Consider the following 14,502-nt stretch of genomic DNA (forward strand, 5'->3'; position numbering starts at 1 on the left):
TGAGAGGACATTGTCACGAAAGAGGAGAAAAAAAAGCAAATAAGTATCCAGAAGAAAAAGAGATTGATATTATATGGGACATTTTAAGAAAAAGGGGCTTATGTTTTTGCAAACTGTAAAACTCCCGAAAACGATACGATCTTATTGCTTGGCAAAGGAGACGAAGCATTTATTTACCGGGAAGAAGGAAGAGCCCCTTGGATCGGCGATGATAAAGCGGCTCGCGAATGTATTCAAAAATACCGCAAGTAATGGCTTGCATTCTTAAAAAGATTTGCTATAATCTTAATGTACAACTCAGGAAGGGAGGTTTTGTTCATGCCAAAAGTTGTTCTGAAAGAGAACGAACAATTAGATGACGCTTTAAGAAGATTTAAACGTCAAGTCTCTCGAAACGGCACCCTTGCTGAGGCGCGCAAAAGAGAATTTTACGTTAAACCTGGCGTTCGCAGAAAGTTAAAATCTGAAGCGGCGCGTAAAGCACGAAGAGGTAAATAATCTGCATCCAATGCAGATTTTTTTTTGGAGGTAGATCCATGGAATATAAAACGATAGATTGTTCCGAACGAAGCATGGAAGAAATGCAGATGCTTTGCGGGATCGATGATGAAAATATCAAACTGCTCAGCGAGGCATTCAATGGAAACATTATCGTTCGTTCTCACGCGATCAAAGTCGAAGAGCCAATCTTTGAAGCGATCTCTACGATCATTGAAAAAAGCTTTCAGATGATCGAGACGCGCGATCAACTATTAAAACAAGATCTTCATTATTTGATCCAGCTCGAGAAGAAAAAAATCTTACGCTCTTTTTCAGCTAAAGCGCTCTCTCCGATCGCAAAAACACGAAGCGGAAAACTGATTTATCCAAAAACAATCGGACAAGCCAAGCTTTGCGAGGCTTTCAAGGAAAAAGAGATCGTATTCGCCACAGGAGTTGCTGGAACAGGGAAGACTTATTTAGCGGTCGCATACGCGATCACTCAATTAAAAAATGAATCCGTCAAAAAAATCGTATTGACTCGTCCTGCTGTCGAAGCGGGCGAATCGCTTGGATTCCTTCCAGGGGACATGAAAGAGAAGGTCGATCCTTATCTTCGTCCTCTATACGACGCGCTCCATGAAATGCTCGGTCAAGAAACGACAGAAAAGCTGATCGAAAAAGAAGTGATCGAGATCGCGCCACTCGCGTTTATGCGAGGCAGGACGCTCAATGAAGCGATCGTCATCTTGGATGAAGCGCAAAACACGACCAAAGCGCAAATGAAGATGTTTTTGACGCGAATGGGCAAAAAGACGAAGATGATCGTAACAGGCGATGTGACGCAAATCGATTTGATCAAAGACAAAGACTCGGGGCTGATCCAAGCTTGCCAGATCTTGCAAGGGATCCCCGAAATCAGTATCGTTCATCTTGGAAACGAAGATGTCGTGCGCAATCCGCTCGTTCAGAAGATCATAGAGCGGTATGCCAATGTTGAATAAACGAGGATCAACTGCTATACTATTAAAGATATTGAAAGGTGAAAACGTATGGGAAGACACTTTGAAGTCCGTGCTGCAGCGATGCAGAAAACGGCGAATCAAAAAGCAAAAGTATATTCAAGATATTCGAAAGAGATCTTAGTGGCTGCCAAAAACGGCGATCCAGATCCCGACATGAACCAAGCGCTGAAAAAAGCGATCGAACGGGCGAAAGCCAACAACGTGCCAGCGGATGTCATCAAGCGTGCGATCGATAAAGCGAAATCGAGCGCGGATGAAAATTTCTCGTCTGCTCGTTATGAAGGATTCGGAAGCGGCGGCGGAAGCACGATCATCATCGACTGCTTGACCGACAATGCCAATCGTACCATCGCCAACCTTAGAGCGTGCTTCAATAAATCACACGCCAAATTGGGAGTCGGCGGATCCGTTTCTTTTGGCTATGAGCATTTGGGAGTTATCGTCATTGAATACACGGACGAAGAAGCGATGATGGATGCGATGATCGAACACGATATCGATTTGAACGATATCGAGATCGAAGATGGCTATATGACGATCACGACCAATCCAAATCAGCTCGATGAAGCGAAAACAGTCGTCGAAGAATTGATCCCGGATGTCAAATTCCTTGTCTTGGAAGATAAAATGGTTCCAAATGAAGAAGTTGAACTGCAAGGAGAAGATCTAGAACTCTTCAAACGTTTGGTCACATTGCTCGACGATGTCGATGATGTGCAGAACGTTTATCATAACGTTTCTAACTTAAACAACTAAATCCATCGAAAAAGAAAAGACGGATACAAAAGATCCTAGAGAGGGATGTGCTGGTGGAAGCATCCTATCTAACGTTTCGTTCAGACACTTTGGAGGAGCTAGAAAGAAAAGTCTAGCCGTTACGTCGCGTTAAGACTTTAAGAGCTTACATTGTAAGAAGTAAGGTGGTACCGCGTGCAAACGTCCTTATGATCGAGGGCGTTTTTTTTTATATAAAGGAGAACTATATATGCACTTTCAAATTCCAAGAGGAACCCAAGATATTCTGCCTGCCGAATCCAATAAATGGCAGGCACTCGAGCAAACTTTACGTCATTTCTGTTCGTTGTATGATTTCAAGGAGATCCGTACTCCGATCTTTGAACATACCAATGTATTCAAACGCGAAAACGATTCCAGCGACATGGTCAATAAAGAAATGTACACGTTCCAGCTTGAAAACTCGAACACATCGTTGACATTGCGTCCAGAAGGGACAGCTGGTGTCGTACGCAGTTTTGTCGAACATAAAATGTACGCGAATCCCGATCTTCCAGTCAAAATGTATTATATGGGAGAAATGGCGCGTCATGAACGGCCGCAAAAGGGACGCCTTCGTCTCTTTCATCAATTTGGTGTCGAATCGTTAGGAACCAAAAGTCCTTTGGCGGATGTCGAAGTGATCACACTCGCTTTTTCGATCTTGAAGGCGCTTGGTTTAGAGGAAATCAAAGTGCTGATCAACACGTTAGGAGACGACGAGAGCCGTGCCGCTTACCGGAATGCTTTACGAGACTATTTCGCCCCATACCTCGATTCGCTTTGCGCGGATTGTAAACGCCGATACGAACAAAATCCGCTTCGTATCCTAGACTGCAAGATCGACCATGATCTTGACTGTGTCAAGAACGCTCCCAAGATGAGCGATTATTTAAATGAAAACTCAAAGGATTATTTTAAAACTGTACTGCAGACGCTCGATCGTCTCGGTATTCCTTATCAAGTAGAAGATACGCTTGTTCGTGGCTTGGATTATTATACACACACTGTGTTCGAGATCGTTTCGATCAACGAGGAGATGGGTTCCCAATCGACTGTCCTTGCAGGAGGACGTTATGATGGCTTGATCTCTTATTTTGGCGGTCCTAAAGAAATGAGCGGGATTGGCTGGGCGCTAGGCATGGAGCGTTTGATCATCGCTCTCGAGGCGGAAGGCATCAACTTGAATGAAGAAGATGCGTTAGACTGCTTCGTGATGGTGCTTGATCAAGAGGCGAGAGAATATGCCTTTGAAGTGCTGACAGAAATCAGGGCGTACGGCTATCGGGCCGATATGGATTATCAATCTCGTTCATTCAAGGCGCAATTCAAAGCGGCGGACCGCAAAAAAGCAAAAACAGCGATCATGATCGGCTCGTCGGAAATGGAATCGGGAAGCGTGACGGTCAAGCTATTGGATCGAAAAGAACAAACAACATTGCCTGCGGACGAACTCGTTTCGTATTTAGATGTTCATCTTGAAGAGGAAGAAGAACATCACCATCATCATGAGGAGGAATGATCATGTATAGAACTCATTATAATGGAGAGCTAAGAGCGAATAACGAAAAAGAAAAAGTCAAACTTGTCGGCTGGGTTTCTAAAAAAAGAAACTTTGGCCAATTGTGCTTCATCGATTTGCGGGATACGACAGGGATCACGCAGCTCGTCTTTGACGAGGCGATCGCTCCAAAAGTCAAAGATGTCCGCAATGAATATATTCTTCAAGTTTCTGGAACAGTCGAGAAGCGGAAAGATATCAATCCAACGCTTCCAACAGGAGAGATCGAAGTCATTGTCGATGATGTCAAGATTATCAATACCGCCAAGACGACGCCGCTCATCATCGCAGATGAAACGGATGCGTTAGAGGATACGCGTATGGAATACCGCTATCTTGACTTGAGAAGACCAATCATGCAGTCTCGTCTGAAAACAAGAGCAAAGATCAGCCGCTCGATGCGGGATTACCTCGACCATCATGGCTTCTTGGAGGTCGAGACACCTATGCTTGGAAAATCGACGCCAGAAGGCGCCAGAGACTATCTCGTGCCAAGTCGGGTTCATCCAGGTTCCTTTTACGCTTTGCCACAATCTCCTCAGCTCTACAAGCAATTGCTCATGATCGCGGGTCTAGATAAATACTATCAATTCGCGCGCTGCTTTAGAGATGAAGATCTTAGAGCAGATCGTCAAACCGATTTTACGCAAGTCGATATCGAAACTTCGTTTTTAAGCGAACAAGAGATCATGGATTTCACAGAAGAAATGCTTTGCAAAGTGATGAAAGAAGTCAAAGGGATCGAAGTAAAACGTCCATTTTTAAAAATTACTTGGGAAGATGCGATGAATCGATATGGTTCGGATAAACCAGACAATCGGTTTGGGATGGAGTTTGTGGATCTAGGCCCAATGTTTGCCAAGAGCGAATTTCCAGTATTCCAAAATGTGGAAACGCTCAAAGGCTTTGTGGCGCCCGCTTTTCACGCATCCAATAAAGAAGTCAAAAAGCTTACAGAATTTGTCAAGAAAAATGGTGGAAAAGGACTTGTCGTTTTCAAAATGCAAGAGGGAACTCTTTCTGGACCTGCGCGCAAATTTTTAAGCGACGAGGATGAAAAGGCGCTCATCGAAACGATGGGAGCGAACGATGGCGATACGATCTTTATTGTCGCAGACACATGGAGAAAAGCATGTACGGCTCTTGGAGCGCTTCGCAACGAGATCGCAAGTCAAAAAGGTTTGAAAAAACCGAATGAATTCTCTTTTTTGTGGATCGTCGATTTTCCAATGTTCGAATGGAGCGAAGAGGAAGGCCGCTACGTATCTGAACATCATCCATTCACGATGCCAAAAACAGAAGATCTGCCATTACTCGATACAGACCCTTCCAAAGTAAAGACAAACGCGTACGATATTATTTTGAACGGATATGAGCTTGGGGGCGGAAGCATGCGGATCTATGACAATGCCCTTCAAAAAAAGATATTCCAGATCTTAGGGTTGAGCGATGAAGACATTCAAAACAAGTTTGGCTTTTTTGTCGATGCGTTCCAATATGGAACACCTCCGCATGGGGGTCTCGCGTTAGGGTTTGATCGTGTGGCGATGCTTTTGGCCGAAACGGATTCGATTCGCGATGTGATCGCGTTCCCGAAAAACGCGAGCGCGAAAGATCCGATGTCGAAAGCGCCATGTCCTGTCGATGAAAAGCAGCTCGATGAACTGCATATCCAAATCGAGCATGACTAGATCGATCAAGATCTTTGGCACGTTCGGACCGACGCTCCATACAAGAGAGCAGATCATCGACATGATCGAATTAGGCATGAATGGGATCCGCTTGAATTGTTCGCATGTTTCGCTTGTGGATGCGAAAGAATGGATCGATGCATTGCATGAAGCGATGGAAATCACAAAGAAGCATGTCGAGCTCGTTGTTGATTTGAAAGGGCCTGAGATCAGAGTCCTCCATTTGAAGGAAAAGATCCGGATCCTTCCAGGCGAGATGATCAAGATCGAAGAAACATTTGACTTACCTGCGCTTGTTAAAGAAAAGATCGACTATCAAGATCAGCTCCAAGTCGATGACGGAAAACTTTTATTTGAAGTCAAGAAAAAAGATGAAGAGGGAATATTGCTGGAGACGATTCGGGGCGGGACACTGTATCCACATAAGAGCGTCGCAATCGAGGGCAAAGAAATCGTGCTTCCACCTTTATGCCAAGACGATATTGAAACGATCAAGCACATTTCGGAATTTGGGGTGGAAGGCGTTTTGATGCCATTTGTAAGAAGCGAGCGAGATCTGATCGATCTCAAAGAGACGCTGGATCGTTTTCAATGCCCCGTCAAGATCTATGGCAAGATCGAATCGAGACAAGGGGTCGAAAACATCCGCTCGCTTCTTCCTTATATGGATGAGGTCGTGATCGCACGTGGCGATCTAGGAAACGCGGTCGGATTATGCAGTCTACCAATCGCTCAGCATGAGATCGAGACGATTTGCCACAAGACCAATAAGCCGTATATGATCGTAACGCAACTTCTTGAAATGGTGAGCCTGAAAGGCATTCCTTCTAGAGCAGAGGTCGATGACATTTTTTATGCGATCTATCAAGGGGCGAGTTCGATCATGCTGACTGGCGAGGTGGCGAATTCAAAGTATGCCAAAGAAGCAATGCGTATATTATGCGAAGTCAGCGAAAATACATTACAATATAAATATAAGGAGACATAAGTATGAAAACAGCACTCGTGATCATGGCTGCGGGTCTTGGTTCTCGATATGGGGGCGGGATCAAGCAGCTAGAAGGTGTTGGTCCTAATGGCGAGATCATCATGGATTATTCGATTCATGACGCGATCGAGGCCGGCTTTGATAAAGTGGTCTTTATTATTCGTAAAGATATCGAAGACGCTTTTATGGAAGTGATCGGGGACCGGATCGAAAAAATATGCAAAGACAATGGGATTGAAGTAGAATACGCATATCAATCTCTTGATGACCTGCCTGAAGGTGTCGAATATCATGGCGAACGGACAAAGCCTTGGGGAACAGGACAAGCCGTATTGGCTTGTCGGGATCTGATCAAGGAACCATTCGTGGTTATCAATGCCGATGACTATTATGGTAAAGAAGCATTCGTGCAGATCCATGACTTTTTAGAACAGTATTCGCCTGAAAGAGCGAATGATTACAGCTTGGCTGGTTTCTTGTTGAAGAACACGCTCTCGGATTTTGGCGGCGTGACGCGCGGAGTTTGCACGGTCGATCAAAACGATCAGCTTATAGATATTCAAGAGACGAAAAATATTATCAAGACAAAGGATGGCGCCCAAGTGGATGGAAAGAGTATAGATGGGAACACGTATGTTTCGATGAATATGTGGGGGCTCACACCCGAATCGATCGATCTTTTGAAGCAAGGGTTCATTGAATTTTTCGACCAAAACAAAGAGCAGATCGATACGGCTGAATTTTTGTTGCCGACATTCATTGGCGAACAATTAAAAAAAGGAACCGTAAGCGTGAAAGTCCTTCCTACCCACGATCAATGGTTTGGAGTGACGTATAAAGAAGATAAGCCCAATGTCGTGGCTTCCTTTCAAAAACTCATTGATGAAGGCGTCTATCAAAGCGATCTATTTTCCGATTTAAAAAAAGCGGAGTGATCCGACGGTTTTAAAAATCTGATCATCTATATTCATTAACCAAAAGCCTTTCCTAAATCATTATCTTTAGGAAAGGCTTTTTTAGATAGTTTCAATCTATTAACAATAGAAGCCGATATCGCCTTTTTTTTCTTGGCAAAAACGCGTATTTCTTGTTCGAATACATGCCGAAAATAAGAATCATCACGTGTGATAGGCCAGACTTCCTTAGTTCATAGTTCAATGAGACAATCTTCTCCCACTTGTTTTTTTATATTTCAATTAAAAATATTTAAATATGGTTACAGAATGTCTCTGGGATCCGCTTTCATATCCAGCCATAAAGAAAGATTTTCGTGATAACACTACCGTTGAATTAACGACTTTGACAATAACTCAGCAGATCGAATATTACCTAAAATAGGATCAAAGGATTATTTACTTCACTTTTCGAGATGTTTAGAAAGCCGTATGTTTTATTGAATATCGATCATTCTTCATAGCAAAATATAATTGAAGCTTCATTGGAAATAAACATATATAGACTAGTATTTCTAGACTGAATCGCTTAAAGTTTGATTTTGAACAAGGTCGGTTAGCTCTTTTTGGTAGTGAAGAGCCCATTCGAGATTTTCGCTTTTTTCAGAGAGTTCGATTAAACATTCCAAGATCCATGATCGCAAAGGATCCATATCAAATGCTTTGATGCTTTCTTTGAAATTTTCAATAGCTAAATAATAGTTGCTCTGATACCAAGCTACAATTCCGTCGATCAATAAACTCCAAGGAATCAGTTCGTCAAAAGAATTTACCATTTTTTTATTATCCAGGAGAAAGTCTTTGGCTTTATAAACAAAACTATAAAAGCAAGAATCATTCAATCGAAAAGCCGAAAAAATGATAATCAAATATAGAAACGGTTTTTCAGATGTCGTCTGAAGAGCTTGTTGTGCGTATATAAGGGCATTTAGCGAGTCTTTTTTTCGAAAATGTCCATAAGCGAGCAAGGAAAGACAACTTTCGTATAAATCCGAGTCAAGAACAGATTTTTCTAAAAGAATACGATTTAAACATTGTAAAGATGATTGATAATCGCCTAAGTCAATCCGTATTTGTGCTTCCAAAAGAGAAAGCTGAATAAAACGAAAATACGATCCATATTGAAATACGAGAGATTTACATCGATTTAAGTATTGTAAAGCTTCTGTAAGCTTTTGTCTAAAATACGTATTCATAGAAAGATGTAAATTAATCATGAAAGAATTTGGATCGTAGAAATAAGCTTGGAGGAGATAGCTTGTTTCAGAATCGATATCGTTCGCATGAATTCCAAGTAAATGATAATAAATCGCAAGTTCTTTTGAAGAGTAGAATTCGATTCCAGACTCAATTAAACTTCGCAATTCCTCAATCTTTTTTTCATCTTCTTCATCGCATACTAATTTGTATAATTCTATTAATAAATATTGCGGAAACAAAAAAGACGCAATCAAAAATCGATCAGAGAGGATTTGATCAATCAATTCTTTTCTCTTCTCATTTTGCAATGAACAATGTAGAAAATCAATTTCATTTATTTGAGCGAGAAGCTTTTCTTTTTCTTGCATGTTGTTTTTGAAGGAAGGGAAGTCGAAAAGATGAGCAAACTGATTACGACCTTCCTCATCCAGATTGCTGATGCCCTTTTCAATAGAACGAATCATTGAATAAGAGTAATGTGTTTGATGGGCTAAAGCATCCAATGTCCAGCTATATTTCTTTCTCATCGTATTCACGAAAAAGCCGAAAATCCGTGATTCTGTTTGATTCATAGTATTTCCTTTCAAAATAGCAGATATTATTGGATTAAAAATCCAGAAAAACTATAATATTATTTTGTTCAATTAAGATAAAAATCAGTTATATAGGATTTGTTTATAAAGCTTTGGCTTAAGAACAATAAAATGATGTAAAATATCTGCTACTTAATTTGTTGCGTTGATAGTTATTTAATTCTATCATAAAGGTGTCAAGAATAGAATAGATGATATTGAATAAACAGGTTGTTAGACAATTAATCTATTAAAGAGAGGTAAGAAAATGCAGTTTGAACCAAAAGAAGATGAAGTGTATTTTTGTGAGGACGAAGGATACGGTATAGTCTATTCACATGAGAAAAAATCGCTTTATAAAATCTCTTCAGAACAAGCTAAAAAGTTAAAAGAAATCAAAAAAAGACAATCAATAATTAAAAGTGATTCAAGAGAAATTGTAAATTTTGATAATTCAAATTTAAAGAAAATAGAATTAATTATGAGCACAGCGTGTAATTTGAAATGTGATTATTGTTTTGCAAATGGTGGAAATTATAATTTAAAAATTAGAAATATAAAAATTGATGTTTTAGATAAAACTATAGAATTAATTGAAAAATCAAAAAATGTAAATGAAATTGTTTTTTTTGGTGGAGAACCAACCCTTGCAGAAAAAGAAATAGAATATTTATGTGAAAATTTAAGAAGAAAAGGTCTATTTCCTAAATATAAGATAGTGACAAATTTATATCAATTGAGCAATCAATTGATTGATATCATTTATAAGTATAATATAATTATAACTATTAGTTTAGATGGACCAGAATGGATAAATAATAAAAGAAGAAAAGCTCGTGATGGGGGGAATGTATATCAGAGAGTTGTAAATAATGTTGAGAGATTAAATAACAAGGGTATAAATATAAAAGCAATTGAAGCTACTTATATGACTACTCATAAAGAAGCTGGATTCAGTAAAGAAGAATTGAAGGATTTTTTTAAAGACAATTTTAAAATAGATGATATTTATATTGTTGATGAACTTAATGAAAAAGAAAATGAAGTGGAATCAGAAATTGGAAACCTATTTCAAAAAAATAATTTAGAAAGTTGTGATCTTTTGTTTTTATCTAGTTATTTCCAAGAAAATAAGAAATTATATGGAATTTGTAACAGTGGAATTTCAAGCATTTGTATTGATCCTCAAGGATATATTTATCCATGCCATTTATATATTAATAAGAATTATTCTTTAGGAAATATTTTAAATGGAAAAATAAAAAGCTTTAAAGAAATAAATTGGATTAGAGAAAAACTTGGTTGTTATAATTGTTCAGCAAGATATTCATGCAATATTTGTTTAGCCCATTGTTTAATCTCTAATACTTCTTTAGAAGATAAATGCATGAAAGTTAAAAAAGAGAATTCAAAACTAGTTTATAAAATGTTTCGTTATTTAGATACACACAATTTACAAAATTTAAACAAAGGAGAAAATAATGGAAGAGATCAAATTAGAAGTTTTGAATGAAATAAAATTAGATGAAAAAGAATTAGAAGAATTGAAAGAGTTCCAACTCAATCTAGCTAATGGAGGAGCAGGAGGAGGAATTGTTTGCTATTGTAAAACATGATTCTAATTTCATTTAAGGAATTTTGATAAGTTTTATTTTTTAAGAATATACATAGGCTCATGTTGAAAATATATTAGAAGTTTTAATCTACAGAAAAACATAATTAATATCAAATAATATATTTAATATATGAATTCTACTTTACGTGTTTTAAATTGAAATAGTAAGTTATATTTTGTAAATTGTTGTATAAAAAAGGAGCTGTAGATTATTTCCATTTACAAAGCATATATTTTAAATATTATAATACATTAAATTGTATATTTATATAGCTTCTAGAAGAAATTAATACAACTCCTTTAAATATATATATAAAATTTTAAATAAATAAAATAAATGGAAAAATGTTTAAACTAAATTTACTAAACAAGCAATGGGAAATTGCTTATCTAGGATGTATTAAAAAAGGAAGTATAATCATTTTGGGGGGACCTTTTACTAATTATTCTAATGATTTTGTAATTATTCCTCCTAATATACTTATGAAATTATTAGTGTTTTGCGTAAAAAATGATTTGAGTCCAATAATAATTCATAACCATACAAATAACAGCTCTTTTTCTATTCCTGATAGAAATTTTTTGAAATCTATTGAAGAAATATATTATAGAAATGGAGGAAGTAAATTCATTTATTTGGGGTTAATAAATTCAAAGACAGGAGATTCAAAAGTTATTTGTAATAAAAGTAGGAGAAAATAATGAAAAAATACTTTATAAATAATAAAAATATTTGTATAAAATATTTATTCCTGATGATCATGAATGGCTTGATTCCAGTTTTTAGCGCTCAATGGATTACATGGGTTACAGGATATGCTTTAGGAGAAAATGATGAGTTAGTGAACTTAGCCCTTTCTTTAGCATTTATGAGTGGATATACAATAATTGTTTATTTATCATACGATAGAATTAAACGAAAATATAAAGAATCTATGATGATAGAAATAGAGCAAGAAATGATGGATGCTGTTGTCTTGCAACCACAACAATCTTTCCATCGGTACGATTCGAGTTTCTATACATCATTTTTTCTTAATGACCTTAAAATGTTGGAAGATTCATATTTCTCTCAAGTCCCAACTTTAATTTCAGGAATTGTACAGATTATTTTTACAAGTGTTTATGTAGTGGTATCGGTAAATGGCTGGATATTGCTTTATTTTATTTTATCTAGTTTTATTCTTTTATGGATACCAAAATATATGAGTCAAAAGATTCAAGAAAAAGCTCAATTCGCTACTAAACAGGCTGGTGAATTGACTGCCTTTTTAAAAGAAACGTTTCAAGGATTTGATACTTTAGCAGGAAATAATGTTCAAGAACTTTATACAGAACACTCATTAGATCACTTTTTACACTATGAACTGGCAAAACAGAAAGTAAACTGGCTTACTATGATTTCTAGTTCTCTTTCCAATGGATGTGGACTGTTTTTTCAGTTCGTTTTGCTGTTTATATTAGCAATTTGCGTAACGGAAGGAAAAATAAAGGCAGAATATCTGATTTCGATCACCTCAATCTCAGGGACATTTATGAATGGTGTTTTTACAATAACAGAAGCATTTTCCAATTTGCAAACTTCTAGACCAATCATTAAAAAAGTGCAAGAATTTCAAAACAATCCACGTATTTCATCAGAAAAAAAACGATCTTCTGTTAAATATATAGTTTTAAAAAACGTTGATTATTCGATAAACAATAAAGTGTTAATTGACAATTGTTCGTATGTTTTCGAGAAAGGAAAGAAATATTTGATAATTGGAAAAAGCGGAAGTGGGAAATCGACATTATTTAATTTACTTAATGGACGTATAAGTTGTAATAAAGGAAAAATAGAGTTTAGGAAACTAAATCATGATTCTTGTTCGTTTCCCCTCTACGAAGAAATCACTACAATTTCACAAAAACCTGTCTCTTTTCAAGGAACCGTAAAAACGAACATTCAAATGAATAGATTCTTAGATGATAAAAAAATCAAGAAGCTTTTAGAAAAAGTCAATCTTCCATTATCGGTTTTAGATCAGCCGATCACAGAAGATAACACTTCTGTTTCAGGAGGAGAATTACAACGAATTTCGATCGCTAGAGCTCTAGCAGATCCACGTTCATTTTTATTATGTGATGAAATTACTGCTAATATTGATCCCAATAGTGCGAGTATAGTTGAACATGCTGTGACTTCTGTTAAAGAAACAGGAATTTTATATATAGCTCATCATTATACGAAAGAAACGATAAAGAGATTTGATGTAATATTAGAACTAAAAAATGGAAAGCTAATAGATGTTACTTCACAATTCAATAACTAATATTTTAGATTCAGAAAAAATATTATTATGTATCTGATTAACTCTAACAAGAAGTGTTTAGCATGATCTCTTTGAAAAAATTGGATGTAGTTCCATAAGAACGAAATAAATAGCTCGTAGAACACGTTAAGAGAATCAGAGACAATAGCTCAACGAATGAAACGTGTTATTCGAAAATAAAATAAATGAAAGTTTACTATCCTAGCAGAGTTCAAGAATATTTGGAAATCATATCAAGAAGCATCTGGGGAAATGACCAATTTATATAAGAGAATTAAGAAACAACGATTATGAGCTTACCTAGACGCTTGTTAGAATTATAATATAAAAATTATTTCATATTTTATATCTCCTATTGAACAGATGTATTAGTTAAAAGCTAAAATCAATAGAAATCAAAATCTCAAAAATAGGTTTAAAAAGATCATTCACTTCGCTTTTTAGCTGCGACAAGAGCGCAAAAATCCTCCCTAGGCTGATAACAAAGAACTTCTTCCTCGATCAGAGGCGCTTGGATCCATTTCTGGCCCCCATTTAGCGCTGTATCCGCGATGGCGATCATGATCTTAGTAGGGATCGAAAACGAAGAGAGTGGCTGGTTGAGAAGCTCTTGTTGCGTATATTCCGTTCTTTCTAAGAACGCGTCATTGATATAGTGGATAACCCCATTCATTCCGCTTCCGTTTCCATCGTATTCCATACCGATCAATAAAAAGGGAAGAGGGCAATGATCGAATATGGAACACTGATAATCGATCGAGAGCGCTTGCCGGTTTTTTGACTTATTATATTTCTTTTCTTGCTCATATTTGACCGTTCTAGGTAGTCGAGCTCTTCCTTTGAAGACCATTCCGTCTTCCATCGTATAAAGGTCGTCTTTTACGCTGTAGATCTTTGAAGTCGAGAGCGCGATCCCTTTATTGACATTCAAGAATTCTTGGACGGGAAGTTCGTCCAAGATCGCCTTTAAAGGCGTAAATGTATCGATGATCCGTCCATCGATCAAGAAGATATTCGTCTTTCCGTTTTCGCGTTTGATGTATTTGATCTCCGGGATCTCGATATGGTGCTTGTTGAAAAATTTAATGAGTTTTGTATCCATATCCGAATTATAACAAACTTCAAATCTCCTTTCAAAACTTGTTCGAAACAATGAATTACGGTGTATAAGTTGCATTCGAGGAATAGTTTTTGTATTATAGATCCCATCTTTTACAGTTTTAACAGTGCGAAAGGCGCCTATCTCCTTTATTTAAAGGGTTTAGACGCCTTTTCTTTCTTTTATGAATTTCGCCACATTTTTCCCGTTGGCATTTTTGACGATTTTGTTC

Annotated in this window: 13 protein-coding genes and 1 other annotated feature; of the genes, 11 read left to right on the plus strand and 2 right to left on the minus strand. The window is 37.3% G+C overall.

Annotated elements, in window-relative coordinates; all coding sequences use genetic code 11:
* The first annotated feature begins 318 nt into the window (after nt 1–318).
* The 7 genes from rpsU to BO225_RS11810 all read left to right on the plus strand — a co-directional run bounded on the left by rpsU (nt 319) and on the right by BO225_RS11810 (nt 7,454).
* The gene (gene rpsU, locus BO225_RS11780) at nt 319–498 is read left to right on the plus strand and encodes a 30S ribosomal protein S21 (protein WP_016318853.1); all 180 of its coding nucleotides are present in this window, start codon (nt 319–321) and stop codon (nt 496–498) included.
* A gap of 38 nt (nt 499–536) precedes the next feature.
* Nucleotides 537–1,484, plus strand: a complete 948-nt coding sequence (locus tag BO225_RS11785; protein ID WP_076342392.1) for a PhoH family protein — start codon at nt 537–539, stop codon at nt 1,482–1,484.
* A gap of 48 nt (nt 1,485–1,532) precedes the next feature.
* On the plus strand, nt 1,533–2,261 hold the full coding sequence (locus BO225_RS11790; protein ID WP_076342393.1) for a YebC/PmpR family DNA-binding transcriptional regulator: 729 nt from the start codon (nt 1,533–1,535) through the stop codon (nt 2,259–2,261).
* Nucleotides 2,258–2,452 (plus strand) — a binding site (T-box leader). Its footprint overlaps the gene before it by 4 nt.
* A 38-nt stretch (nt 2,453–2,490) precedes the next feature.
* The gene (gene hisS, locus BO225_RS11795; protein ID WP_076342394.1) at nt 2,491–3,801 is read left to right on the plus strand and encodes a histidine--tRNA ligase; all 1,311 of its coding nucleotides are present in this window, start codon (nt 2,491–2,493) and stop codon (nt 3,799–3,801) included.
* A 2-nt stretch (nt 3,802–3,803) separates the two neighbouring features.
* Nucleotides 3,804–5,531, plus strand: a complete 1,728-nt coding sequence (gene aspS, locus BO225_RS11800; protein WP_076342395.1) for an aspartate--tRNA ligase — start codon at nt 3,804–3,806, stop codon at nt 5,529–5,531.
* Nucleotides 5,524–6,519, plus strand: a complete 996-nt coding sequence (locus BO225_RS11805; RefSeq protein ID WP_076342396.1) for a pyruvate kinase — start codon at nt 5,524–5,526, stop codon at nt 6,517–6,519. The genes aspS and BO225_RS11805 overlap by 8 nt, the downstream gene beginning before the upstream one ends.
* Nucleotides 6,520–6,521: 2 nt before the next feature.
* Nucleotides 6,522–7,454, plus strand: coding sequence for a nucleotidyltransferase family protein (locus BO225_RS11810; protein ID WP_076342397.1), 933 nt, complete (start codon nt 6,522–6,524; stop codon nt 7,452–7,454).
* Between the two features lie 533 nt (nt 7,455–7,987).
* On the opposite strand, the gene BO225_RS11815 is transcribed toward BO225_RS11810, so the two are convergent.
* Nucleotides 7,988–9,199 carry a hypothetical protein gene (locus tag BO225_RS11815; RefSeq protein ID WP_143356849.1) on the minus strand — a complete coding sequence of 404 codons (1,212 nt, stop codon included), beginning with the start codon at nt 9,197–9,199 and terminating at the stop codon, nt 7,988–7,990.
* Between the two features lie 313 nt (nt 9,200–9,512).
* Between BO225_RS11815 and BO225_RS11820 the strand changes: the two genes are divergently transcribed.
* The 4 genes from BO225_RS11820 to BO225_RS11830 all read left to right on the plus strand — a co-directional run bounded on the left by BO225_RS11820 (nt 9,513) and on the right by BO225_RS11830 (nt 13,171).
* On the plus strand, nt 9,513–10,757 hold the full coding sequence (locus BO225_RS11820) for a radical SAM/SPASM domain-containing protein (protein ID WP_076342399.1): 1,245 nt from the start codon (nt 9,513–9,515) through the stop codon (nt 10,755–10,757).
* Nucleotides 10,726–10,860: a hypothetical protein gene (locus BO225_RS12935; RefSeq protein ID WP_269843908.1), complete on the plus strand. Its 135-nt coding sequence runs from the start codon at nt 10,726–10,728 to the stop codon at nt 10,858–10,860. Before BO225_RS11820 ends, BO225_RS12935 begins: the two co-directional genes overlap by 32 nt.
* Before the next feature lie 344 nt (nt 10,861–11,204).
* Complete coding sequence (locus BO225_RS11825; protein WP_076342400.1) at nt 11,205–11,561, plus strand: hypothetical protein; 357 nt, start codon at nt 11,205–11,207, stop codon at nt 11,559–11,561.
* Nucleotides 11,561–13,171 carry an ATP-binding cassette domain-containing protein gene (locus tag BO225_RS11830; RefSeq protein WP_076342401.1) on the plus strand — a complete coding sequence of 537 codons (1,611 nt, stop codon included), beginning with the start codon at nt 11,561–11,563 and terminating at the stop codon, nt 13,169–13,171. Before BO225_RS11825 ends, BO225_RS11830 begins: the two co-directional genes overlap by 1 nt.
* 424 nt (nt 13,172–13,595) lie before the next feature.
* Here BO225_RS11830 and BO225_RS11835 read toward each other — a convergent pair whose 3' ends face one another.
* A complete protein-coding gene (locus BO225_RS11835; RefSeq protein ID WP_076342402.1) occupies nt 13,596–14,273 on the minus strand; it encodes a LytTR family transcriptional regulator DNA-binding domain-containing protein in 678 nt (225 codons plus the stop codon).
* Nucleotides 14,274–14,502: the final 229 nt, after the last annotated feature.

Origin of the sequence: Dubosiella newyorkensis (genome assembly GCF_001945605.1) — a bacterium.
Taxonomy (GTDB): domain Bacteria; phylum Bacillota_I; class Bacilli_A; order Erysipelotrichales; family Erysipelotrichaceae; genus Dubosiella; species Dubosiella newyorkensis.